Source organism: Armatimonadota bacterium (assembly GCA_031081585.1).
Classification (GTDB): domain Bacteria; phylum Sysuimicrobiota; class Sysuimicrobiia; order Sysuimicrobiales; family Humicultoraceae; genus Geohabitans; species Geohabitans tengchongensis.
In genome coordinates this window covers 1-24,185 of the sequence record JAVHLY010000036.1, presented here as the reverse complement: position 1 = coordinate 24,185, position 24,185 = coordinate 1, and the positions used below count along the sequence as shown (strand labels likewise).

Below are 24,185 nucleotides of genomic sequence, written 5' to 3'. Positions count from 1 at the left end.
GCCCATTGCCCAAGATTCCCAACTGCTGCCTCCCGTAGGAGTCTGGGCCGTGTCTCAGTCCCAGTGTGGCTGACCACCCTCTCAGGCCAGCTACGCGTCATCGCCTTGGTGAGCCGTTACCTCACCAACTAGCTGATACGCCGCGGGCCCATCCTGAAGCGGACCTTGCGGACCTTTCCTCACCGCAGGATGCCCTCCGGTGAGGGTATCGGGTATTAGCCCCGGTTTCCCGAGGTTATCCCCGTCTTCAGGGCAGGTTACCCACGTGTTACTCACCCGTTCGCCGGTAGAGTTGAACCCGGGGGCAAGCCCCCGAGCAACCCTCCCTCGACTTGCATGTTTGAAGCACGCCGCCAGCGTTCGTCCTGAGCCAGGATCAAACTCTCCGTCGGACTCTTCTCCGGCAGCTTGCGGCTGCCACTCAAAGGATCCGAGGCCCGAATGCCTTCTGGCAGGCATCCGGTTCGATGCGGCTCCTTACCACTATGCGGTTGTCAAGGTTCGGGCGGGTTTTCTCCCCCGCAGTGGCAACCACTATCTATAGCAGTCGCCCCCAAAAGGTGTCAAGCGACACGAACCCCCGCGCGACCCGCCGCCGAGCTGGGCCGCCGGGGATAGCGCCGCATCGCGCCCTATGGGTTGTTCTGCAGGTCCCGCGTCAGGACCATTACACCACAGGTCGGGGGAGGGGGCAACGGGGGTGAGCGGGCAACCGACCTGGAGAGGCCGACAGGCCCCTGGCAGGGAGCCCAGGAAGCCCGTCTTGGAGTGCGAATGTTCCCGCGTGCCGCCCTGGGAAGTGGCCACCACGCTGACGGTCGTTGCCGCTGCCCTCGCCGTGCGCCTTCGCCTCCTCACGCCCGGCGGTGCAGCGGCCGCAGCGCTCGTGGGCGCCGTGGTGCTGGGCGCCGGGGGATGGGGTCCCGCCCTGCTGCTCGTGCTCTTCTTTTCGAGCAGCAGCCTCCTCACGCGGCTGGGATGGGCGCGCAAGGGTGGGGCGGAGCGGAGACGCGGGCGGAGGGCGGCCCAGGTGGCGGCCAACGGCGGACTCCCCGCGGTCCTCGCCGTGGCGGGCGGGCTCCTGGGCGTGGAGTGGGCTCTGCCGGCGCTGGCCGGGGCCCTGGCCGCCACCACGGCGGACACCTGGGCGACGGAGGTCGGCCTGCTCAGCCCGGCACCGCCGAGGCTCATCACGACAGGTGCAGTGGTCGAGCCGGGCCGGTCGGGGGGTGTCACGCGACTCGGGACGGCGGCAGGGGTGGCGGGGGCCGGAGTCCTGGCGGTTGCGGCCGCACTGGTGGGTCTGCCCGCTGGCGCGACGCTCCTTGGTGGAGTGGCCGGGCTGGTGGCCGACAGTCTCCTGGGGGCCACCCTGCAGGTCACCTATCGCTGCCCGGTCTGCGGGCGGACCCTGGAGGAGCCCGCCTGCCCCTGCGGGGGATCCGGTCGCCATCTCCAGGGGCTCCCGGGCATCACCAACGACGTGGTGAACCTGCTGGCCAGCGCGACCGGCGCTGCCGTGGCGGCGCTGGTCGCCTAGGAGCCGGCCGTCCGGATCAGTGGCGGAAGTGGCGCACGCCGGTGAGCACCATGGCGATCCCGGCCGCGTCCGCTGCGGCGATGACCTCGCGGTCCCGCACCGACCCGCCGGGCTGGATCACCGCGGTGACGCCGGCTGCGGCGGCCACCTCCACCCCGTCCGGGAAGGGGAAGAAGGCGTCCGAGGCGAGCACGGCCCCGCGGGCCCGCTCCCCCGCCTTCCACACGGCCAGGCGCACGCTGTCCACCCGGCTCATCTGCCCGGCGCCGATCCCCAGGGTCTGGCCGCCGCTCGCCAGGACGATGGCGTTGGAGCGCACGTGCTTGCACACGAGCCAGGCGAAGCGCAGGTCGGCCCACTCCGCTTCCTCCGGCGCCCGCCGCGTGACCACCCGGGCCTCTGTGGGCAGCCCCTCCCGGTCGGCCTCCTGGACCAGCACCCCGCCGGGGAGCCAGCGCACCGCGCCCGACGCTGCGGCCGGTGGGGACGAGCCGGCGTTGAGCACGCGCAAGTGGCGCCGGGCGGCCAGGCGGGCCAGCGCGTCCGGCGTCACCTCGGGAGCGATCACCGCCTCCAGGAAGGTCTCCCCGAAGGCCTCGACGCCGGGTGCGTCCAGCGGGCGGTTCACCGCCACGATGCCGCCGAATGCCGATACCGGGTCGGCGGCGAGCGCGCGGCGGATGGCCTCAGGGCCGTCCCGGCCCAGCGCGGCGCCGCAGGGAGTGGCGTGCTTGACCACCACGGCCGCCGGCGCGGCGAACTCCCGCACCGCCTGCCAGGCGGCGTCCAGGTCCACCAGGTTGTTGTAGGAGAGGGCCTTGCCCTGCAGCATCCGCGCCGTCAGGACCTCCCCCGGCGGCGGGGCGTCGGCGAGGTAGAGCGCGGCGCGCTGGTGGGGGTTCTCGCCGTAGCGCAGCTCCTGGACCCGCCGGTAGGTCAGCACCAGCGGGTCGGGGAAGGCTTCGGGCCCCTCGGCGCCGGCGGCGTGCGCGGCGATGGCCGCGTCGTAGGCGGCGGTGAGGGCGAAGGCCCGCGCGGCCAGGCGGCGGCGGGTCTCGTGCGAGAGCGTGCCCGAGGCACGCAGTTCCGCCGCCACCGCCTCGTACTGGTCGGGGGTGCTCACCACTCCCACCCGGGCCCAGTTCTTGGCGGCGGCCCGCAGCAGCGTCACCCCGCCGATGTCGATCCACTCCACCAGGTCGGCGAAGGCCTCCCGATCACCCGCGGCCTCTCGCTCTCGGGCCACGCGGGTGAAGGGGTAGAGGGTGACGACGACTAGGTCGATGGGGGCGATGCCGTAGGCGGCGAGCTCCTCCTCGTCGCCCGGCCGCGCCAGCACCGCAGCGGCGATCGCCGGGTGGAGCGTCTTCACCCGGCCGCCCAGGAGTTCCGGGAAGCCGGTGAGCGCGCTCACCGGTGTGACGCGCAGCCCCTCGGCCTCCAGCGCGGCTGCGGTCCCGCCGGTGGAGATCAACTCCACGCCGAGCGCGTCGAGGGTGCGGGCGAAGGGCCCGAGCCCGGTCTTGTCCCAGACACTGAGCAGGGCCCGCCGCACCTTCACGGTGCGCCCACCCGCAGCGCCGCCGGGGCGCCATCCTGGGCTGAGGGGGCCGGTGGGCGGAGGCCCAGCAGCCGGCCATCGGCGATCGCCCGCACCACCTGCGGGTAGAGGCGGTGCTCCACCGCCGCCACGCGCTGCGCCAGGCGCTCCGGCGTGTCCTGGGGCAGCACCGGCACGACCGCCTGGGCCAGCACCGGGCCGCCGTCGGGTGTCTCATCGACCAGGTGGACGGTGCACCCGCTCTGGCGGTCCCCGGCGGCGAGCACGGCCTGGTGGACCCGCAGGCCGTACATCCCCCGACCCCCAAAGCGCGGCAGGAGCGAGGGGTGGATGTTCACGACCCGGCCCCGGAAGCGCTCCACGAACCAGGGCGAGAGGATGCGCAGGAAGCCGGCCAGGCAGACCAGTTCCACCTGCGCCGCCTCCAGCGCCTGCGCGACGTCGACCTCGAAGGCCTGGCGCGGACGGCCGCGGTGGTCGACGGTGCAGGTCGGGACCCCGGCCCGCCGGGCGCGGTCGAGGGCGGGGGCGTCGGGCACGTTGGAGAGGACGAGGACGACGGCATAGGGGGCGCCGGAGGCCGCGTCGTCCAGCAGCGCCTGGAGCGTCGTGCCCTGCCCCGAAACGAGCACGCCGACGCGCAGGGGATCTCCACGCAGCGCGATGCGGGGGTCCGTGGTCACCCGAAGCGCACCTCCCCCTGCCCTGCCTCCACGTGGCCGATGACCCAGCACCGCTCCCCCGCCGCCTCCAGGTGGTCCCGCGCCGCCGCCGCCCGCTCCGGCGGGACGATGACCGCCATCCCGATTCCCATGTTGAAGACGCGGCGCATCTCCTCCTCGGCCACCGCGCCGCGCCGCTGCAGCCAGCGGAAGACCGGGGGCACCGGCCAGGTGGGGTCGAGGCGCGCGGCGGCGTCGGGCGGCAGGACGCGCACGAGGTTCCCCGCCAGGCCGCCGCCGGTGATGTGCGCGGCCGCGCGCACCGGGACGATGCGGCGCAGGGAGGCGAGGGCGGTGGCGTAGCAGCGGTGGGGCGCGAGGAGGGCGTCCGCGGGCGTGGCTCCCAGCGCCGGGTCGTACCGGTCCAGGTCGACGTCGGCGACGAGGCGGCGGGCCAGGCTGTAGCCGTTCGTGTGCAGCCCGTCCGCGGCCAGCCCCAGGACGACGTCGCCGGGGCGGGGCGGCCCGGCGTGGGGGAGTTCGTCGACGAGGCCGACCATCGTCCCCACCACGTCGTAGGCGTCCTCGCGGTAGGTGTCGGGCATCTCGGCGGTCTCTCCCGCCAGCAGCGGGATGCCGAGGGCGCGGCAGGCCGCGGCCATCCCCTCCACCACGGCGGTCACCACGCGCTCGTCCAGACGGCCCATGGCCAGGTAGTCGGCGAAGAGCAGCGGCCGCGCGCCGGCGGCGGCCAGGTCGTTGGCGCAGTGGTGCACGGCATCCACGCCCACCACCCCGTCGCGTCCGCAGCGCCGGGCCAGCAGCGCCTTGGTCCCCACGCCGTCGGTGGTCACGGCCAGGACGAGGCCGGCCGGCAGGCGCAGGGTCCCCGCGAAGTCGCCAAACCCGCCGGCTCCCGCGGGGAGCGTGCTGCGGACGAGCCGGCCCAGCGACCGGAGGAGGGCGGCCTTGCCGTCCAGGTCGACCCCGGCCTCCCGGTACGTCCGGGGCGCGATGGTGGAGACCTTCGCGCGGACCGCGCTCATGCGCCCACCTCGGTGAGGGAGGGTCGGGTGGCCAGGGGAGCGGGCTCGGGGTCCCGGCGCTCCAGGGCGTGCCGCCCGGCCTCGGCCTCGGTCGGGACGCGGGTCGGGTAGCGGCCGTCCAGGCAGGCCATGCACAAATCGTCCGGGGGCAGGTCGAGGGCTGCCACCAGCCCCGCCTGGCTCAGGTACCCGAGCGAGTCGGCGCCGATGGCCGCCCGGATCTCCTCCACGGCGAGGCGCGCGGCCACGAGCTCTCCCCGGCTGCTCGTGTCGATGCCGTAGAAGCAGGGGTGACGGATGGGGGGGCTGCTGATGCGCACGTGCACCTCGCGCGCCCCGGCCTGGCGCAGCAGCGCCACGAGGCGGCCGCTGGTGGTGCCGCGCACGATGGAGTCGTCCACCAACACCACGCGCCGGCCCGCCACGACCTCGCGCACCGGGTTGAGCTTGATGCGCACGCCGGCCTGCCGCGCCCCCGCGTCCGCCTGGATGAAGGTGCGCCCGACGTAGCGGTTCTTGATCAGGCCGACCTCGAGGGGCAGTCCGGCCGCCTCGGCGTACCCCATCGCCGCCGAGGTGCCCGAGTCGGGCACGGGCACGACGATGTCGGCGGGAGCGGGGTGCTCGCGGGCCAGCTGGCGGCCCATGCGCCGGCGGGCCTGGTGGACGTTGCGGTGGTAGAGCGTGGAGTCGGGCCGGGCGAAGTAGATGTACTCGAAGACGCAGTGGGCCCGGCGCGCCGGCGGGAGCGCTCCGATGGTGCGCGGGCCCCCCGGGGTCAGGGCCAGCACCTCGCCGGGCTCGACCTCGCCGAGCGCCACCGCCCCCACCTGGTCGAAGGCGCAGCTCTCGCTGGCCAGGATCCAGAAGCCGGGCCCGCCGCCGAGCAGCAGCGGCCGGATGCCGTGGCGGTCGCGGAACCCCAGCAGCGTGCCGCCGGCCAGCGCCGCCACAGTGAAGGCCCCCTCCAGATGCGGGAGGGCGCGCAGGGCCGCCTCCTCGAGGGAGGCGGCGGAGGTGCGGGCCAGCAGGTGGGCGATGACCTCGGTGTCGCTGGTCGAGGTGAAGCGCGCCCCGTCGGCCTCGAGCGCCCGCCGCAGCGCCGGCGCGTTGATCAGGTTGCCGTTGTGGGCCACGGCCAGCGGCCCCCACGGGGAGGGGACGACGATGGGCTGGGCGTTGGCCACCGTGGCCGAGCCCATGGTGGCGTAGCGCACGTGTCCGACCGCCAGCCACCCGCGCAGGCGCCCCAGCACCTCCGGTGGGAAGACCTGCGCCACCAGCCCCAGGTCGCGGTGGAGCACGACATCGTCGCCGTCGCCGGCGGCGATCCCGGCGCTCTCCTGTCCCCGGTGCTGCAGGGCGTAGAGGGCCAGGTGGACCAGCGGCGCCGCAGGGAGCGACCGGTCGCGGCAGAGCACCCCGGCCACGCCGCACTCCTCTCTCCAGCCAGACGGCGTGTCCGGGAGGAGCGCGGCGGGGGCCGCGGTCACGCCAGCACCTCCGCGAACGCCCTAGCGGCGCGGCCGAGCGTGGTCAGCGGCAGGTGCACCGCAGGCGTGTCGTCCACGGTCACGGTGAGCGCATCGCCACCCACGACGCCGAGGGAGCGCACGGGCACCTGGGCCGACCTGGCCAGCGCCTCCAGAGCCGGCACCCGGGAGCCCGGCAGGAGGCACAGCACGCGCGTGCCGCCCTCGCCGAAGAGGGTGAGGGGCCACCCGGCGGCTGCGCCGGATGAGCCGGCCTCCGGCGGGAGCGCCCCCAGGGCGATCCGCGCCCCCCGGTGCAGGGTGAGGCAGACCTCCGCGAGCGCCGGCAGCAGACCGCCGTCGGAGACGTCGTGAGCCAGCGCGACCAGACCCTCGCGCACGGCGCGGCGCACCACCTCCAGGGTCCGCACCGCCTGCTCGAACGCGGCGCGGGGGACGGTGCCGCCGGGACGCATCCCCGCCTCGCGCGCACAGAGGCTGCCGGCGAGGGTGACCTCACCGTCGCCGAGCAGCACGAGCACGGGCGGGTCGGCGCCGGCGCCGCGCGTGGCGGCCAGCTGCGCCACGTCGGGGACGAGCCCCACCATCGCCACCATGGGCGTCGGCAGGATGGGCCCGCGCGGCCCCTCGTTGTAGAAGGAGACGTTGCCTCCGACGACCGGGACGCCGAGCGCGCGGCAGGCGTCGGCGATCCCCTGGACCGCCTGCGCGAAGGCCCAGGCCACCTCGGGCCGCTCCGGGCTGGGGAAGTTCAGGCAGTCGGTCACCGCCAGCGGTTCCGCCCCCACGCAGGCCAGGTTGGTCGCCGCCTCCAGCGCCGTGGCGGCCGCCCCGGCGTAGGGGTCGAGCGCGCACCACCGTCCGTTGCCGTCGACGGTGAGGGCCAGGCCCAGCGGAGGGACCTCCTGGAGCCGCAGCACGGCGGCGTCGGCGCCCGGGGGGACGACCGTCCGCACCTGCACCATGTGGTCGTACTGCTCGAAGATGGGCCGCCGGTCGGCGAGTTCGGGCGCGGCCAGCAGGCGCAGGAGCAGCGCGGCGGGGTCGAGCGGGGGGACAGGCGGGGAGGGGACCACTGGCGGCTGCCGGGGGACGACGTGCCGTTCCGGCGCGCCGGTCAGGAGCGCCACCGGCAGGTCGGCCACCACCGCTCCCTGGAAGCGCGCGCGGAAGCGGCCGTCGGCGGTCGCCCGGCCGACGACCGCGGCGGCCAGCCCCCAGCGCTCGTAGTGCGCGGCCAGCGCAGGGGCGTCCTCGGGGGCGCAGGCGACGAGCATGCGCTCCTGCGATTCGGAGAGGAGGATCTCCTCCGGCGCGAGGCCGGCTTCGCGCAGCGGGACGCGGTCGAGGTCGAGGACGGCCCCGCACCCGCCCCGCGCGGCCATCTCCACGGCGGCGCAGGCGAGCCCCCCGGCCCCCATGTCCTGCACCCCGCGTACGCGGCCCGTGGCCAGCGCCGCCAGGGTGGCTTCCACCAGGCACTTGCCGGCGAAGGGATCGCCGATCTGCACGGCAGCGCGGTCCTCGCGCTCGGAGCGCTCGTCCAGCTCCTCGCTGGCGAAGGCGGCTCCCCCCACCCCGTCGCGTCCCGTGCGCGCGCCCGCGTAGAGGAAGACCTGGCCCGCTGCGGCGCGGGCGCGCGCCACCCCGTCGGCGCGCACGAGCCCCAGGCAGGCCACGTTCACCAGCGGGTTGTCGCGGTAAGCCGGGTCGACGGCCAGGTCCCCGCCCACCGTGGGGACGCCGACGCTGTTGCCGTACCCGGCGATCCCCGCCACCACGCCGGCGAGGAGACGCCGGCTGCGGGGGTCGTCCGGCGGGCCGAAGCGCAGCGCGTCCAGCAGGGCGATGGGCCGCGCCCCCATGGCCAGCACGTCACGGATGATGCCGCCCACGCCGGTGGCGGCACCGTTGTAGGGGTCGACGGCGCTGGGGTGGTTGTGGCTCTCCATCTTCAGGACGAGCGCCCACCCCGCATCCACCGCCACGACGCCGGCGTTCTCTCCGGGGCCCTGCAGGACCCGCGCCCCGGCGGTGGGCAGCCGACGCAATACCGTGCGGGAGTGCTTGTAGGCGCAGTGCTCCGACCAGAGCACGCCGAAGCAGCGCAGCTCGACCGCGTTGGGCTCGCGCCCCAGGGCGGTGCGGATCGTCGCCGCCTCGGCGGCGGTGAGACCGATCCGGGCCGGGTCGAGCGCCCCGCGCAGCGCGGTGACCATCACAGGACGCCGGCGGGACGACGAGCGCCCGCAGCGGGAGCGGCCGGGGAGGGCACCGCTGACCTCCCGGGTTCGGCGGGTGCGGCCGGGCACGGCGAGGCGGTGGCCACTCCGAGGAGCACCGACGCGAAGAGCGCCAGCCCGTCCGTCGAGCCCAGGAGCACCTCGGCGGCCCGCTCCGGATGGGGCATCAACCCCACGACGTTGCCCTCCGCGCTGGCCACGCCGGCGATCCCGTGGAGCGAGCCGTTGGGGTTGGCCGCCTCCACCACCCGTCCCTCGGCGTCGCAGTAGCGGAAGACCACCCGCCCCTGCGCCTCCAGCGCCGCCAGCGTGGCCGCGTCGGCGATGTAGCGCCCTTCGGCATGGGCGATGGGCAGGCGCAGCACCTGCCCGGGCCGCAGGCCCCGCGTGAAGGGGGTGTCGGTCCGCTCGACCCGCACCCACACGTGACGGCAGATAAAGCGCAGCCCCCGGTTGCGCACGAGTGCCCCGGGGAGCAGGCGCGCCTCGGTGAGGACCTGGAAGCCGTTGCAGATGCCGAGCACCGGGCGGCCCGCCCGGGCGTGGCGGCGCACGGCGTGGAGCACCGGGGAGGTGGCGGCGATGGCCCCGGCCCGCAGGTAGTCGCCGTAGGCAAACCCGCCGGGCAGGACGACCACGTCGAGGCCGGTGAGGTCGCGCGCCCCGTGCCAGACCTCGCGCACGTCCTGACCGAGGAGGTGGCGCAGCACGTGGACGCAGTCGCGGTCGCAGTTGCTGCCGGGGAAGGTGACGACGCCCCAGATCACGCCACCACCCCCGGTTGCACCTCCCAGGTCTCCACCAGCGGGTTGGCCAGGAAGGTACGGCACAGCTCCTCGATGTCCACACCGTCCGGGACGTCCAGGTCGACCACCTTGCCCACCCGCACCTCCCCGACGTCGTAGCCGAGCGCCCGCAACCCCTGCGCCACCGCCTGCCCGGCCGCGTCCAGCATCCCCGGGCGCAGGGTGACCACCACGCGCACCCGCCTCACGGCAGCTCCCGCCCCACCAGCCGGCGGTAGCACTCCCGGTAGCGCTCCCGCGTGACCGCCACCACCTCGGGCGGCAGCGCCGGGGCGGGCGGCTCCCGGTCCCACCCGATGCGCGTCAGGTAGTCGCGCACGTACTGCTTGTCGAACGGCTCCGGACGGCCCGCCGCGTAGGCGGCGCGGTCCCAGTAGCGGGAGGAGTCCGGGGTGAGGGCCTCGTCGATGAGGATGAGGTCCTCGCGGGGGCCGAAGCCGAACTCGAACTTGGTGTCGGCCAGGACGAGACCGCGCTCCCAGGCGAGCGCGTGCGCCGCCCGGTAGAGCGCCACGGAGCGCTCGCGCAGCTCGTGGGCGAGCGCCGGACCGACCAGGTCGACCAGGCGGGCGACGGTGATGTTCTCGTCGTGCCCTGCGGCGGCCTTGGTGGCCGGCGTGAAGAGCGGCTCCGGCAGCCGGTCACCGGGCCGCAGCCCCGCAGGCAGCGCCACGCCGCCCACGGTGCCGCGCTCGCGGTACTCCTCCCAGGCGGAGCCGGCCAGGTAGCCGCGCACCACGCACTCCACGTCGATGCGCCGGGCGCGGCGCACCACCATGGCCCGGTCCTGCAGCTCATCCGGCAGGCCCTGCGGCCGGAGATCCAGCGTGAGGAGGTGGTTGGGGACGAGGGCGGCCGTGCGCTCGAACCAGAACGCCGAGAGCAGGGTGAGCACGCGGCCCTTGTCGGGGATCGGCGTGGGCAGGACGTGGTCGAAGGCGGAGAGGCGGTCGGTGGCCACGATGAGCAGCCGGTCCTCCCCGAAGGCGTAGACGTCACGGACCTTCCCCCGCGCCACCAGCGGCAGCGGCAGCGCGGTCTGGCTCAGCACGGCGCTTGCCATCCCCTCCCTCCCCTCGGCACGGTCCTGATGTCCTACGGCACCAGCCCGGGCGGCCTGGCCGCCGCTCCGGCGGGTGTCGGGCGGAGGGGCGCGTCCTGGCGCGGCGCGCGGTCGTCGCCGGCAAGCGCGCGGTCGATGATGCGGTCGACGTGGCGCAGCGCCCGGGCCAGGTCGAAGCACTGCGCCAGGCGCTCGGGCGGCAGGACCCCGCGGGCCGCCACCAGCTCCCGGAAGCCGCCCCGCCCTTCCAGCGCCTCGGCGGCGGCCTGCTGCACCAGCGCGTAGGCCTCCTCGCGGGGGCGGCCCGCCTCCAGCAGCGCCAGCAGCACGGCGTGGCTGAAGACCACGCCGCCGTGGCGCCACAGGTTGCGCGCCATGGCCTCCGGGTACACCCGCAGCCCGCGCACCACCCGGGTCAGCGTGCGCGTCATGTAGTGCACCAGCGTGGTGGCCTGGGGGAAGATGACCCGCTCGGCGGAGGAGTGCGAGATGTCCCGCTCCCCCCACAGCGCCTGGTTCTCCAGGGCGGTGAGGGCCTGCCCGCGCACGACCCGGGCCAGGCCGCAGAGGCGCTCGCACAGGATGGGGTTGCGCTTGTGCGGCATGGCCGACGACCCGGTCTGCCCCTCCGCGAAGGGCTCCTCCACCTCGCCGATCTCGCTGCGCTGCAGGGTGCGCAGGTCCGTGGCGATGCGCTCGAGCGTTCCCGCCAGCACCGCCAGCGCGCAGAGGTAGGCGGCGTGGCGGTCGCGCTGCACGATCTGGGAGGAGACGACCTCCGGCTCCAGCCCCAGCCCCCGGCAGACCGCCGCCTCCACCGCCGGGTCGAGGTGGGCGTAGGTGCCGACCTCGCCGGAGACCTTGCCGACGCGCACCGTCTCGCGGGCCTGCTGCAGGCGGTCCCGCCCCCGCCGCACCTCGGTGAACCACAGCGCGGCCTTCAGGCCGAAGGTGATCGGCTCGGCCAGCATGCCGTGGGTGCGGCCGGCCATGGGCGTGGCGCGGTAGCGCTCCGCCAGGGCGCGCAGGGCGGCCAGCAGCTCGTCCAGCGCGGCCAGGATCAGGTCGGCGGCCCGCACCAGCAGCACGGCCTGCGCGGTGTCGACGACGTCGGAGGAGCCCAGCCCCCGGTGGAGGTAGCGGGCCACCTCGCCGGTCTGCTCCCCGACCGAGCGCAGGAAGGCGACGACGTCGTGGTGGGTCTCGGTGCGCTCGATCTCGGCGATCCGCTCCGGCGTCCCGGGGCGCGCGGTGCGGCGCAGCGCTTCCGCCGCCTCGCGGGGGATCTCGCCCAGCGCCGCCTGCGCCTCCGCCGCCAGCAGCTCGACCTCCAGCCACAGGGCGAACCGCGTCTCCTCCGCCCACAGGGTGCGCATCTCCGGGGTGGCGTAGCGCTCAAGCACGCCGGCTGACCCCCTGGCGGGCGCGCCCGCCAGGGCCCATCGCGGCACTGCGCACCAGCAGCGCGCTGCGTGCCTGCCCGGTCCCCACCAGGGTGACCGGGACGCCCACCAGCGCCTCCACCCGGTCGAGGAAGGCGCGCGCGGCCGCCGGCAGGGCCTCCTCGTGCTCGACCGGCCCCGTGGGGGGCCAGCCGGGCAGGTCCTCGTACACCGGCTGGACGCGCGCCAGGGCGGCGTGGTGGGGGACCGTCTGCAGGACGCGCTCGCCGTCCTGGTAGGCCACGCACACCCGCACCGGGTCGAACCCGCCCAGCACGTCCACCTTCATCACCGCCAGCTCCGTGAACCCCGCCACCTGGGCGGCGTAGCGCACGGCCACGGCGTCGAACCAGCCGCAGCGGCGGGGCCGCCCCGTGAGGGTGCCGAACTCGTGGCCCGCCGCGCGCAGGCGGGCCGCGGTCTCGTCGTGCAGCTCGGTGGGGAGCGGCCCGGCGCCCACGGCCGTGGTGTAGGCCTTCACCACCCCGACCACGCGCGTGATGGCTCCGGCGGGAATCCCCGCGCCGGCGCCGGCCCCCGCCGGCAGGCAGGTCGAGGAAGTGACGTACGGGTAGACGCCCCAGTCCAGGTCGCGCATCACCCCCAGGTGCCCCTCCAGGATGATGCGCGCGTCGCGGCGCAGCGCCTCGGTGACGAGCGGGAGCGCGTCCACCACGTAGGGCGCGAGCGCCTCCCGCCAGGCCGCGCACCGCGCCAGCAGCTCGTCGGCCTCCAGCGTCCGGCCATAGAGCGCCCGGAAGACGGCGCCCTTGCGCGCGGCTAGGTGGCGGACCGCCCCCTCGAGCACCTGCGGCTCGAAGAGGTCGGCCACGCGCACGCCCATGCGGGAGGCCTTGTCGGCGTACGCCGGCCAGATCCCCTGGCGGGTGGTCCCGTGGGCGGCGGCGCCGCGGGCCTCCTCCTCCAGGGCGTCCTGCGCCAGGTGGTGGGGGAAGACGAGGTGCGCCCGGTCGGCCAGGCGCAACCCGCTCGTGTCGATCCCGCGGGCGCGCAGGGCGTCAATCTCTTCCAGCAGCCGGTCCGGGTTCACGACCACGCCCGGACCGATGAGGCAGAGCACCCCCGGGCGGAAGATCCCCGAGGGGACCAGGTGGAGGCGGAAGGTGCCGCGGTCGAGCACGACGGTGTGCCCGGCGTTGCCGCCCCCGTTGTAGCGGATGACCAGGTCGGCGTCGGCGGCCAGGGTGTCGACGATCTTCCCCTTGCCCTCGTCGCCCCACTGCCCCCCGACCACGGCGGTCACCGGCATGGGCTCACCGCTCCGCTGCGGCAGCGTCCCCGCGGGCGAGGTGCTCGGCCACCCGTGCCGCCTTCTCCTCGACCGACCGGGCCAGGCGGGCCTTGCCCTGACGGAAGCGCTCGCGCAGCTCGGGATCCGCGGTAGCCAGGATCTGCACGGCGAGCAGGGCGGCATTGTGCATCCCCCACCCCCCGACGGCCACCGTGGCCACCGGCACCCCCGGGGGCATCTGGACGGTGGCGAGCAGGGCGTCCAGGCCGCGCAGCGGCGTGGCGTCGAGCGGCACGCCGATCACCGGCAGCACTGTGTGAGCCGCGAGCACCCCGGCCAGGTGCGCCGCCCCGCCGGCGGCGGCGATGATCACCTGCCACCCCCGCGCCTCGGCCTCCTCGGCCACCCGCCGCACGCGCTCGGGAGAGCGGTGCGCGGAGGCGACGGTGACCTCGTAGGGCACGGCGAAGTGGCGCAGGACCGGGAGGGCGTGCTCCTCCACCACCGGCAGGTCGGAGTCGCTGCCCACGATGATGGCCACGCGGGCATGGAGGGACGGGGTGTGCCCCGCCACGCCGCTGGCCACGGGGCGATGGTGGTCCGGTGCGCCGCCGGGCCCGGGCCCACCGCGGTCCGGCGCTCCGCCGGCAATGGGGAGCGGATGCCGGCGGTCGCGGTCTGCAGGCTCGCCGGCGGCCCAGACCGTGCCGGTCGCGGGGAGCCAATGCCGATGCCGCAGGCCGATGTCGGGGCGGTAGTGACGGCCGGGGAACCGCACCGTCTCGGCGGCCTTGACAGCGCGCCGACGCGCCGCCTCCATGTCGGGCCCCACCGCCACGAGCGTCAGGATGCGGCCGCCGGCGGTGACCAGGCGGCCGTCCGGTCCACGAGCCGTCCCCGCGTGGAAGACCAGGATGTCCGGAGGGATCTCTCCCACTCCTTCGATGGGAGTGCCGTGGTCGGCTGCCTCCGGATAGCGCCCGCCGGCCACCACCACGGCCACCGCCGCCCCGGGGCGCCACCGCACTTGCAGGGTGCCGACACGTCCCTCCACGGTGGCCAGGAGCGCGTCCACCAGGTCGGTGTCGAGCAGCGGGAGGATGGCCTGCGCCTCGGGGTCGCCTAGGCGGCAGTTGAACTCCAGCACGCGCACGCCGCCGGCCGTCTCCATCAGGCCGGCGTAGAGGATCCCCCGATAGGGCGTGCCGCGCGCGGCCAGCGCCCGGACGGCGCGCCGCAGGATCGCCTCGGCCTGGCCCAGGACACCCGGGCCGATCGCGGCGGGGGCGACCGCGCCCATCCCGCCGGTGTTGGGGCCACGGTCCTGGGCCAGCAGGCGCTTGTGGTCGCGTGCGGGCGGCAGCAGGGCGATGTCCCGGCCGTCGGTGAGGGCGAGGACGCTCACCTCCTCGCCCTCGAGGGCCTCCTCGACGACCACGCGCCGGCCCGCCTCACCGAAGGCGCCCTGCACCATCAGCCGGTAGACGGCGTCCTCCGCCTCACCCCGCGTGGCGCACACGGTGACGCCCTTGCCGGCAGCCAGCCCGTCCGCTTTGACCACGAGCGGGAGCGGGGCCGTCCGCACGTACGCCAGCGCCGCCGCCGGGTCCTCGAAGACCTGCCAGGGCGCTGTGGGGATGCCGGCCTCGGCCATGAGGGCTTTGGCGAAGGCCTTGCTGCTCTCGATCCGCGCCGCGGCTAGGCGCGGGCCGACGATGCGGAACCCGGCCGCCTCGAACCGGTCCACCACCCCGGCGGCCAGCGGCGCCTCGGGCCCCACCACGGTGAGGTCGGGCTCCACGCTTCGGGCGGCGCGAAGGAGACTCTCGGGGTCGTGCAGGTCGGCGGGTAATGAAGGGCCCAGCGACTCGGTCCCGGCGTTCCCGGGGGCGAAGAACAGGGCTGGACGGGAAGAAGAGGCAGCGAGGGCCCAGCCGACGGCGTGCTCCCGGGCGCCGTTACCGAGGATCAGGATCCGCATGGGACGGCCAGGATCCGCACAGGGCGCTTCAGGACCCGCATAGATGGTAAGAGGTGCCGTTGCCTTCCACTATTGTTCGTGTTTTCACCCACATTGGCAATGTTTGCGCCGATGAGACAGTAGCACGGAACTTTATAGACTGCAACTGTTTGCCTCAAGCAGGGGAATCGTTCGGATTTTACTCCTTCCCGGGGCGCCGTCATGGGGGTTCGGCGGCGGTTCACGACCCCAAGACACAGGCCCCGGCCACATGGGCCGGGGCCTGGTCGCGGGCCGGGTGCGGGGGAAGGCCCGTTACATCGGCGGCACGCTGGGCGTGGCCGCCTCCTTCTCCTCCTCGGGCTTCTCCACCACCAGCGCCTCGGTGGTCAGCAGCAGCCCCGCCACGCTGGCCGCGTTCTGCAGGGCCGTGCGCACCACCTTGGCCGGGTCGACGATGCCGGCCTTCAGCATGTCGACGAAGCGGCCGGTGAGGACGTCGTAGCCGTAGCCCGGCGGCTGCGTGCGCGCCTGCTCGACGATGATGGAGCCCTCCTGGCCGGCGTTGATGGCCAGCTGGCGCATCGGCTCCTCCAGCGCCCGCCGCACGATGCCGGCGCCCATGGCCTCGTCCCCCTCGAGCTTGAGGGCGTCCACGGCCTGCTGGGCCTGCACCAGCACCACCCCGCCGCCGGGGAGGATGCCCTCCTCGACCGCCGACCGGGTCGCCCGCAGGGCGTCCTCGGTGCGGGTCTTGCGGTACTTCAGCTCCGCCTCGCTGGGCGCGCCGACCTTGATCACCGCCACACCGCCGGAGAGCTTGCCCAGCCGCTCCTGCAGCTTCTCCCGGTCGTAGTCGGACTCGGTCTCCTCGATCTGCTTGCGGATCTGCTGGATGCGCTTCTGGATCTCCTCGGGCTTGCCGGCCCCGCCGACGATGATCGTCTCCTCCTTGCGCACCCGCACCTGCTGGGCCCGGCCAAGCTGGCCGGCGGTGGTGTTCTCCAGCTTCAGGCCGACCTCTTCGCTGATCACCTGCCCGCCGGTGAGGATGGCGATGTCCTGGAGGATGGCCTTGCGGCGGTCACCGAAGGCCGGGGCCTTCACCGCCACCGCCGACAGAGTGCCGCGCAGCTTGTTCACCACCAGGGTGGCCAGGGCCTCGCCCTCGACGTCCTCGGCGATGATGAGCAGCGGCCGCCCCAGCTGCACGACCTTCTCCAGCACCGGGAGGAGGTCTTTCACGGCGCTGATCTTCTTGTCGGTGATGAGGATGACCGGCTCCTCGAGGACGGCCTCCATCTTCTCGGGGTCGGTGATGAAGTACGGGGAGATGTAGCCCTTGTCGAACATCATCCCCTCGACGACCTCGACGGTGGTCTCGATCCCCTTGGACTCCTCCACCGTGATCACGCCGTCCTTGCCCACCTTGTCCATGGCGTCGGCGATGAGCTGGCCGATGGAGGGGTCGTTGGCCGAGATGGAGGCGACGTAGGCGATCTCCTCCTTGGTCTCCAGCGGCTTGGCCGCGGTCTTGATCTGCTCGACCACGGCGGCCACGGCCCGGTCGATGCCGCGCTTGAGCGCCATGGGATTGGCCCCGGCGGCGACGAGCTTCAACCCGTCGCGCATCATCGCCTGTGCCAGGATCGTGGCTGTGGTGGTCCCGTCGCCGGCCACATCCTCCGTCTTCGTGGCCACCTCGCGCACGAGCTGGGCCCCCGCGTTCTCGAAGGGGTCCTCCAGCTCGATCTCCTTGGCCACGGTGACGCCGTCGTGGGTGATGGTGGGGGACCCGAACTTCTTCTCGATGACGACGTTGCGGCCCTTGGGGCCGAGGGTGATCTTCACGGCGTCGGCGAGCTTGTTCACTCCCCGCTCCATCGCCCGCCGCGCCTCTTCGTTGTACGCCAGGATCTTCGGCATGCTCCGTCACCTCGTGGGGGACTTCTGCACCAGCGACCCGCCGCCGGCCGGGACCGCTAGACCTTCGCCGGCTCCCGCTCGACGACGGCCAGGATGTCGCTCTGCCGCAGGATCAGGTACTCCTGGTCCTCCAGCTTGACCTCGGTGCCCGCGTACTTGGCGAAGAGCACCCGGTCGCCCACCTTGACGTCCAGCGGCAGGCGCCGCTTCCCCTCCTCGTCCCACTCCCCCGGTCCGACGGCGACGACCTCCCCGTGCTGCGGCTTCTCCTTCGCCGTGTCGGGCAGGACGATGCCGCCGCGGGTGCGCTCCTCCTCCTCGAGCGGCTTGACGACCACGCGGTCGCCCAACGGCCGAAGCTGCATGCTCCTCCCTCCTTCGTCCGTGTGGTGTGTGCGGTGGGGCATTAGCACTCTTCCCCGGTGAGTGCTAATCCGCCCCCCATGTTAGCGAGGGGGTGGCGGCGGGGGCAAGCCCGAAGTTGGCGGCGCCCGGCGGCCGGCCCGGGCCCGGCGGTGGCGACCGGTAGGCGGTGGCGGCCGGCGGCTTCCGGGCGGTCGGCCGGCGCCTGGGGGGGGCGCTCCCGGCCTTGCCCACAGCCTGTCCACATTGTCCACAGGGCCGGCTCACACCCCCTGTGGACGATGTTCAGGAAGGATCAACTTCTCCAGCCCCGTCGAGCGGCAGGTCGGCCGCCGCGCCCAGGCGCAGGTCGTCGCGCTCCCCCTGGGCCAGCCGGACGAGCCCGGCGGCGGCGATCATGGCGGCGTTGTCGGTGCACAGGACCGGCGGGGGGATCAGGACGGGGAGGTCGCGGCGGGCCGCCTCCGCGGCCACACGCCGGCGCAGCAGGGCGTTGGCGGCTACGCCGCCGGCCAACATGACCGTCCGCGGGCGCAGGCGGTCGACGGCGCGGAAGAGCTTGGTCACCAGCGCCTCCACCACGGCGCGGCGGAAGCCTGCGGCGAAGTGCCGGCGGAAGACGTCGTCCTCCTGGGGGCCCGCCCGCCACAGGCGCAGGGCCGCGGTCTTGAGCCCGCTGAAGGAGAACTCCTCCCCGCCATCCAGGAAGGCCGGCGGGAAGGGCAGGGCGTCCGGGTCGCCCTCCTCGGCCAGGCGGTCCAGGCGCGGGCCCCCGGGGTAGCCCAGGCCCATCGCCCGGGCGATCTTGTCGAAGGCCTCGCCGGCCGCGTCGTCGCGCGTCCGCCCCAGCACCCGGTAGCGGCGCTCCCCCGGCATGTGGACGAGGTCGGTGTGGGCGCCGGAGACGATCAGCGCCACAGCCGGCAGCGTCCAGGGCGCGCCGGTGAGCCGGTTCGCGTAGACGTGCCCCTCCAGGTGGTTCACGCCCACGAGCGGGCAGCCGCGGGTGTAGGCCAGCGCCTTGGCGGCGGCCACCCCCACCGAGAGGCTGCCCACGAGCCCTGGCCCACACGTCACCGCCACGGCGGTGATGGCGCGCAGGTCGACGCCGGCCTGCTCCAGCGCCTCGTCCAGCACCGCCGGCAGCCGCTCGACGTGGTGGCGCGCGGCCAGCTCCGGGACCACGCCGCCGAAGCGCCGGTGCAGGTCGGCCTGGGAGGCGATGACGTTGCTGCGCACGCGGAAGGCGGCGTCCACCACCGCCGCCGCGGTCTCGTCGCAGGAGGTCTCGATCCCCAGGACCAGGGAGGCTATGACCCGAGCCCCCGGCGCAGTCGCTCGAAGCGCTCCTGGTAGTCGGGCTCCCAGATGTTGCCCGTCCACATCACCAGGGCGTCCTCGCCGTTGTCGCTGTAGTAGTGGCGGCGCACGCCCACGTCGCGGAAGCCGTACTTGCGGTAGAGGTTCTGGGCCACCTGGTTGCTGCGGCGCACCTCCAGCTGCACCCAGCGCGCCCGCCGCTCGTAGGCGCGGCTGATCAGCTCCACCAGGAGCCGCTCGCCGATCCCCTCGCCGCGGCGGGCGGGGTCGACGGCGATGGTGGTGATGTGCGCCTCGTCCATCACCACCCACATCCCCGCATACCCGACCACGCGTCCGCCGCTGCGCGCCACCAGGTAGACGGCGGTGCGGTTGTGGTCCAGCTCATGATGGTAGGCGTCCCGCGGCCAGGGCGTGGCAAAGGAGCGGCGCTCGATCTCGAGCACCTGCGGGATGTCCTCGGGCCGCATCGGCGCGATCTCGACCTGGGCGATCTGCTTCATGGTCCAGCCGTCCCGGCGACGTCCTAGATTCTACCGCACCCGCGGAGCTCGCTCCCGCACCGGCGGCGGTCGTCGGCGCCCGCCGGCAGGGTCCGGTCAGGAGGGCTGCGTCTCGACGTAGGGGCGGCGGCCGTAGACCGGGTGGAGGCGGTAGAGGTCGTCCCGCTCGCCCCGCAGCAGCCGCTCCCGGGCCAGCGCCGCCACCCAGGCCGCCCGCGGCGTCCAGGTCACCGGCGGCAAGACCACCGCCGCCGGCAGCGTCCGGCTGATGATCTCCCGGTAGCGCACCAGGGCGTCCCCCAGCAGGAGGAGCGGCGCCGCGTCTGGCGGGACGAAGGTGCTCAGGTCGTCGGGCGGCAGCAGGGTGTCGTCGAGGAGGCGCACGAGGGAGAGCCCGGCCGCCTCGCCGGGCCTGGGCGGAGCGGCCTCCGCGCGGAAGAGGGCGGCGGCCACCTCCCCCCGCCGCGCGTCGAGCAGGGGGAGGACGTGGCCGGGGGCCCCGGCCGCCGCGGCCAGCGCTTCCAGGGTGGGAACGCTGACCACGGGGCACCCCGCGCTGCGGGCCCAGGCCTGGGCCGTGGCGATCCCGATGCGCAGCCCGGTAAACCCTCCCGGACCGCGCGAGACCCCCACGCCCTCCACCGCGTCCCGCCCCAACCCCAGGTCGGCTAGGAGGCGGTCGATGGCCGGCAGGAGCCACTCCAGGTGGCGCATCGGCACCTGCGCCGTCACCTCGCCCAGCAACCCCTCCGGGCCCACCAGGGCCACGCTGCCCGCTGGGGTGGCGGTCTCGATGCCCAGCACGCGCATGGGGGGTTACTCCGTGGGGACGGCCTCCAGGTTGGCCAGCGCCGCCTCCGGTCCGCGGCCCCGGGCCTCCAGGGTGAGGACGCGCTCCTCGGGCGCGTCGGCGAAGGCCAGGTGGACGCGCAGCAGCGGCGGGCGGAGGAACGCCTCCGCTTTCTCCGCCCACTCGATCACCGTGATCCCTGCCTCCAGCACCTCCTCCAGGCCGAGCGTGGCCAGGTCCCCCGGCTCGAGCCGGTAGAGGTCGACGTGGAAGACCGGGACGCGCCCCCGGTACTCCCGGATAAGGGTGAAGGTGGGGCTGGCCACGTACCCGCGCGCGCCGGCCCCTTCGGCGATGCCGCGGGCCAGCGCCGTCTTGCCCGTCCCCAGGTCACCGGTGAGGGCGACCACGTCGCCCGCCTGGAGGGCCGCGCCGAGGCGCCGGCCCAGCGCCACCGTCTCCGCTTCGCTGTGCGTGGTCACCGTGAGCCGCACCGGCGTGCCCTGGACGCTTGCTGCGCGGCGTGGCCCGGCGCCCATTCCCTCCCTCCGCACGCGCTACCGCCGCGTCTCCGGCTCGACGTACAGCCGCAGCCCCTCCCGCCCGACCACGCGCACCCGCTGCCCCGCGGGGATCGTCCCGTCCACGGCCACCGCACTCCACTCCTCCCCGGCGACGTGCACCGTCCCTTCGGGGGCCAGGTCGGAGCGGGCCACGCCCACCTGCCCCACCACCTCCAGCCCCACCATGGCCGGGGCGCGGCGCTGCGCCCGCAGCCCGGCGCCCAGGGCGAAAAGGGAGAAGCCCGCCATGGCCAGCGCCACGGCCACGATGAGCTGCAGCGAGATGCGCAGGAAGGGGGCCTGCCGCTCGGTGAGGAGGATGGCGCCGAAGATGAAGGCCACCACGCCGCCCACCGTCAGCACGCCGTGGCCGGGGACCTTGATGTCGGCGATGAAGAGCAGCACGGCCAGCGCGATGAGCAGCAGCCCGGCGACGTTCACCTCCAGGATGGCGAAGGAGGCCAGCCCCAGGATCAGGGCGATCCCGCCGACGACCCCCGGGAGGATCGCGCCGGGGTTGTAGAGCTCGGCCAGGACGCCGACGATGCCGATGTTCAGCAGGATGAAGCCGACGTTGGGGTCGCTGAGCAGGCTCAGGAACTCCTCGGTGACGTCCATGCCCACCGCCACGACGCGCGCGTCCGCCGTGCGCAGCCGCCGCGGGCCGAGGGCGGTCTCCACGGTGCGGCCGTGGACGCGGCGCAGGAGGTGGTCGACCGTGGGCGCGACCAGGTCGACGACGTCCAATCGCACCGCCTCGTCCGCCGTCGCCGAGACCGACTGGCGCACCGCCCGCTCCGCCCAGGCGGCGTTGCGCCCGCGCCGCCGCGCGATGGCCTGCAGGCTGGCCACGGCGTCGTTGGTGACCTTCTCCATGAGCGTGCGGTCCTGCTCCCCCTGCCCCACGCCCACCGGGTGGGCGGCGCCGATACGGGTGGCGGGGGCCATGGCGGCGATGTGGGCCGCGTAGGTCACCCACACGCCGGCCGAGGCGGCGCGGGCGCCTTCCGGCCCCACCCAGACGATCAGCGGCACCCCGGCGTTGAGCATCACCTTGGTGATGTCGTCCATGGACTTCAGCAGCCCACCGGGGGTGTCGAGCCGGATGAGCAGCGCCGCCGCCCGCTCCTCCTCCGCCTGGCGAATAGCGCGGGCGATGTAGCGCGCCGTCGCCGGGGCGATCACGCCGTCCACGTCGATGCGCAGGACGCGGGGCGGCCCCGCGGGCACGGCCGCCCAGCCGGCCGGCAGCGGGGCGACGGCAGCGAGCGCCAGGGCCAGCAGGGCGAAGCCGAGGACGGCGCGGGGCGTCGGCATGAACCCACGTCCATTCTACGCCCTGCCGCGACAGCGCGGTGGAGCCGGCGCGGTCACGCGCAACCCGCGGGGCTCCCCCGGACCGCGAGGCGTAGGTCTCGGCCAGGAGACCCTTCCCCGCTTGGACGCCCTCCGATCAGGGCAGCAGCTCGCCCACCGGGATCCGCACGTCTGGACGGGCGAGAGGAGCCACCGTCTCCCCTCCCCGCAGCACCATCTGCAGCCGGTACGCCGCTCCGGCGGGCTCCCGGTAGACCTCCAGCTCGCGGCTGTGGAGGTTCAGGATCCAGTACTCGGGAATCCCCGCCCTGGCGTACACCCTCCCCTTGCGCTCCCGGTCGAAGGTCAGCGTGGCGTCCGCCACCTCGACCACCAGGAGCGTGTCGTCCGCGCCGGGGTGCCGATCCCGGTAATCCCTGGGGGTGCCCCGCACCACCGCCACGTCGGGCTCCGGCTCGGAGTCGGGAGCCAGCGCCAGAGGGCCCTGCGCTCGAACGTCGAACCCCCTGCCAAAAGCCTCCCGCAAGGCCTCCTCAACGAGCCGCACGGCGGTCATGTGCGGCGCGTTCTGCGGAATCATCTCCACGATCTCCCCTTCCACGAGCTGCACCCGGTCGTGCTCCGTCAGCGCACCCAGGGCCACGAGCCGCTCATACTCCTCCACTGTCCACTTCTTGAGCTGCACGCTCATCGTTGCCCTCCGGCCACGGATCACCGGGGAGACCGGGCCGCGCCCCCCTACCGGCAGTCTACCGCCGACACACCTCACGGAGCACGCAGCGCCGGTGAGCCCGGCGGCCGCCGTGCCGGCCTAGGCCCGGGCGCGCGCCCGCGCGGCCCCCTCCCCCCGCACCAGCTGGCGCTCGTAGAGGCGGCGGACGTCCTCCAGCGTGCTGATCTGCGCGGGGGTGAGGTCGGGGCGCAGGCGCTTGATGCGGGGGAAGCGCAGGGCGTAGCCGGAGTCGTGACGGTCGCTGCGCGTGATGGCGTCGAAGGCCACCTCCAGCACCACCCGCGGCTCCACCACCTTGACCCGGCCCAGGTCGCGCACCGTGTGCGCCTGGAACCAGCGGGTGAGCTCGGCGATCTCCTGGTCGGTGAGGCCGGAGTAGGCCTTGCCGATGGTGCGCAGCCGGTCCCCGTCGCGCACGGCGAAGGTGACGTCGGAGAGGACCGCCGCCCGGCGGCCGTGGCCGTGCTCCGCCGCCACCACCACGACGTCGAGGGTGGCCAGCTCCTCCTTGAGCTTCATCCAGTGGCGGCCGCGCCGCCCCGGCAGGTAGGGGCTCTGGAGGCGCTTCACCACCACCCCTTCGTTGCCGCGGTCGCGCGCCTCGCGGAAGCGCTGGCCCAGCGCCGCCGCGTCGGCCACCGGCGCCGCGTGCGAGGGGCGGACGCGCTCGCCCATGCGCAGCCCCTCCAGCCGCCGCCGCCGCTCCCCGAGCGGCCGGTCGAGCAGGTCGGCGCCGTCGAGGTGGAGGAGGTCGAAGGCGAAGAAGACCACCGGGGCCTCGCGGACCAGCGGACCCGGGTCCTTGCGGCGCAGCCGCTGCTGCAGCAGGCCGAAGCCGAGCGGCCGCTCTCCGCGCCAGACCAGGATCTCGCCGTCGGCGATGCAGGTGCGGGCGAGGGCCTGCAGGTCGGGCACGAGGTCGGGGAAGCTGGCGGTGACCTCGTCGAGGGTGCGCGTGAAGATGGCCACCCGGCCCGGGGCGACATGCACCTGGGCGCGGATGCCGTCGTACTTGTCCTCGGCCAACACCTCCCCTCCCGCGGCGTCGGCGAAGGCCTCCTCGGGCGCGAAGATCGTCTCGGCCAGCATGAAGTGCACCGGCCGGAAGAGGACCAGGCGCGCCTCCCCCAGGCGGCCGTGGCGCGCCAGCACCGCCACCTCGCCGATCTGACTCTGCCGCATGTGGGCGTGGCGCACGAGCGGCAGCAGGGCCCGCCGCCCGGCCAGGCCGCCCGGGGCGAAGGCGGCGGCCACCGCCTCCTCCAGCAGCCCCGTGCGCAGCCCCACGCGCATGTCCGAGGTCATCACCTTCACCAGGTACTTGGCCTCGCGCGGCGCGGCCGCCCGGAAGAGGTCGCGCAGGGCCGCCACCTTGGCGGCGCGCGAGCCGCGCCCCTCCGCCGCCGCGATCGCCTCGAACGCCCGGCGCACCTGCTGCAGCGTGAGCGGCCCGGTGGGGTGGGCGTCGAAGAGCCCCGCCCCCGGCCGGACCGGGGAGCGGCCGAGGACCTCCTCGGCCACCTCGCCCAGGTCCCCGTGGCGGAGGTAGGCGTCGTGCAGGGTGGCGTCGTCGACGCCGGTGAGGTCCTGGAGCGCCTCGAC

The 24,185-nt window shown here is 74.8% G+C and carries 21 protein-coding genes and 1 rRNA gene; 1 reads left to right on the top strand and 21 read right to left on the bottom strand.

What is annotated here, in order from left to right; genetic code table 11:
* Window positions 1-392: ribosomal RNA gene (locus tag RB146_12380) — 16S ribosomal RNA — on the bottom strand; the annotation flags it as partial.
* 392 nt (window positions 393-784) lie between these two features.
* On the opposite strand from RB146_12380, the gene RB146_12375 reads away from it, so the two are divergent.
* Window positions 785-1,540 carry a DUF92 domain-containing protein gene (locus RB146_12375; protein MDQ7829766.1) on the top strand — a complete coding sequence of 252 codons (756 nt, stop codon included), beginning with the start codon at window positions 785-787 and terminating at the stop codon, window positions 1,538-1,540.
* 16 nt (window positions 1,541-1,556) lie between these two features.
* Here RB146_12375 and purH read toward each other — a convergent pair whose 3' ends face one another.
* The 20 genes from purH to RB146_12275 all read right to left on the bottom strand — a co-directional run.
* A complete protein-coding gene (purH, locus tag RB146_12370) occupies window positions 1,557-3,101 on the bottom strand; it encodes a bifunctional phosphoribosylaminoimidazolecarboxamide formyltransferase/IMP cyclohydrolase (GenBank protein MDQ7829765.1) in 1,545 nt (514 codons plus the stop codon).
* A complete protein-coding gene (gene purN, locus RB146_12365; protein MDQ7829764.1) occupies window positions 3,098-3,784 on the bottom strand; it encodes a phosphoribosylglycinamide formyltransferase in 687 nt (228 codons plus the stop codon). The genes purH and purN overlap by 4 nt, the downstream gene beginning before the upstream one ends.
* A complete protein-coding gene (purM, locus tag RB146_12360) occupies window positions 3,781-4,809 on the bottom strand; it encodes a phosphoribosylformylglycinamidine cyclo-ligase (protein ID MDQ7829763.1) in 1,029 nt (342 codons plus the stop codon). Before purM ends, purN begins: the two co-directional genes overlap by 4 nt.
* Window positions 4,806-6,302 carry an amidophosphoribosyltransferase gene (gene purF / locus RB146_12355; protein ID MDQ7829762.1) on the bottom strand — a complete coding sequence of 499 codons (1,497 nt, stop codon included), beginning with the start codon at window positions 6,300-6,302 and terminating at the stop codon, window positions 4,806-4,808. Before purF ends, purM begins: the two co-directional genes overlap by 4 nt.
* Window positions 6,299-8,521, bottom strand: coding sequence for a phosphoribosylformylglycinamidine synthase subunit PurL (purL, locus tag RB146_12350; GenBank protein MDQ7829761.1), 2,223 nt, complete (start codon window positions 8,519-8,521; stop codon window positions 6,299-6,301). The genes purF and purL overlap by 4 nt, the downstream gene beginning before the upstream one ends.
* A complete protein-coding gene (gene purQ, locus RB146_12345) occupies window positions 8,521-9,312 on the bottom strand; it encodes a phosphoribosylformylglycinamidine synthase subunit PurQ (protein ID MDQ7829760.1) in 792 nt (263 codons plus the stop codon). Before purQ ends, purL begins: the two co-directional genes overlap by 1 nt.
* Complete coding sequence (purS, locus tag RB146_12340; GenBank protein ID MDQ7829759.1) at window positions 9,309-9,539, bottom strand: phosphoribosylformylglycinamidine synthase subunit PurS; 231 nt, start codon at window positions 9,537-9,539, stop codon at window positions 9,309-9,311. The genes purQ and purS overlap by 4 nt, the downstream gene beginning before the upstream one ends.
* Complete coding sequence (locus tag RB146_12335) at window positions 9,536-10,414, bottom strand: phosphoribosylaminoimidazolesuccinocarboxamide synthase (protein ID MDQ7829758.1); 879 nt, start codon at window positions 10,412-10,414, stop codon at window positions 9,536-9,538. Before RB146_12335 ends, purS begins: the two co-directional genes overlap by 4 nt.
* 32 nt (window positions 10,415-10,446) lie before the next feature.
* Complete coding sequence (gene purB, locus RB146_12330) at window positions 10,447-11,817, bottom strand: adenylosuccinate lyase (protein MDQ7829757.1); 1,371 nt, start codon at window positions 11,815-11,817, stop codon at window positions 10,447-10,449.
* Entirely contained in the window at window positions 11,810-13,126 is a 1,317-nt protein-coding gene (locus tag RB146_12325) for an adenylosuccinate synthase (GenBank protein MDQ7829756.1), read from the bottom strand. Before RB146_12325 ends, purB begins: the two co-directional genes overlap by 8 nt.
* 4 nt (window positions 13,127-13,130) lie before the next feature.
* A complete protein-coding gene (gene purD, locus RB146_12320) occupies window positions 13,131-15,089 on the bottom strand; it encodes a phosphoribosylamine--glycine ligase (GenBank protein MDQ7829755.1) in 1,959 nt (652 codons plus the stop codon).
* A 294-nt stretch (window positions 15,090-15,383) separates the two neighbouring features.
* Window positions 15,384-16,994, bottom strand: coding sequence for a chaperonin GroEL (groL, locus tag RB146_12315; GenBank protein MDQ7829754.1), 1,611 nt, complete (start codon window positions 16,992-16,994; stop codon window positions 15,384-15,386).
* A gap of 56 nt (window positions 16,995-17,050) precedes the next feature.
* A complete protein-coding gene (groES, locus tag RB146_12310; protein MDQ7829753.1) occupies window positions 17,051-17,359 on the bottom strand; it encodes a co-chaperone GroES in 309 nt (102 codons plus the stop codon).
* A gap of 283 nt (window positions 17,360-17,642) precedes the next feature.
* A complete protein-coding gene (gene tsaD, locus RB146_12305; GenBank protein MDQ7829752.1) occupies window positions 17,643-18,650 on the bottom strand; it encodes a tRNA (adenosine(37)-N6)-threonylcarbamoyltransferase complex transferase subunit TsaD in 1,008 nt (335 codons plus the stop codon).
* Between the two features lie 17 nt (window positions 18,651-18,667).
* Window positions 18,668-19,180, bottom strand: coding sequence for a ribosomal protein S18-alanine N-acetyltransferase (rimI, locus tag RB146_12300; protein MDQ7829751.1), 513 nt, complete (start codon window positions 19,178-19,180; stop codon window positions 18,668-18,670).
* A 96-nt stretch (window positions 19,181-19,276) separates the two neighbouring features.
* Window positions 19,277-19,990: a tRNA (adenosine(37)-N6)-threonylcarbamoyltransferase complex dimerization subunit type 1 TsaB gene (gene tsaB, locus RB146_12295; GenBank protein MDQ7829750.1), complete on the bottom strand. Its 714-nt coding sequence runs from the start codon at window positions 19,988-19,990 to the stop codon at window positions 19,277-19,279.
* Window positions 19,991-19,996: 6 nt separating this feature from the next.
* On the bottom strand, window positions 19,997-20,509 hold the full coding sequence (tsaE, locus tag RB146_12290; protein ID MDQ7829749.1) for a tRNA (adenosine(37)-N6)-threonylcarbamoyltransferase complex ATPase subunit type 1 TsaE: 513 nt from the start codon (window positions 20,507-20,509) through the stop codon (window positions 19,997-19,999).
* Window positions 20,510-20,527: 18 nt separating this feature from the next.
* Window positions 20,528-21,850, bottom strand: a complete 1,323-nt coding sequence (locus tag RB146_12285; protein ID MDQ7829748.1) for a nodulation protein NfeD — start codon at window positions 21,848-21,850, stop codon at window positions 20,528-20,530.
* Between the two features lie 136 nt (window positions 21,851-21,986).
* Window positions 21,987-22,541 carry a Uma2 family endonuclease gene (locus RB146_12280; protein ID MDQ7829747.1) on the bottom strand — a complete coding sequence of 185 codons (555 nt, stop codon included), beginning with the start codon at window positions 22,539-22,541 and terminating at the stop codon, window positions 21,987-21,989.
* Between the two features lie 120 nt (window positions 22,542-22,661).
* On the bottom strand, window positions 22,662-24,185 hold a 1,524-nt coding region (locus RB146_12275), incomplete at its 5' end, for an ATP-dependent DNA ligase (GenBank protein ID MDQ7829746.1).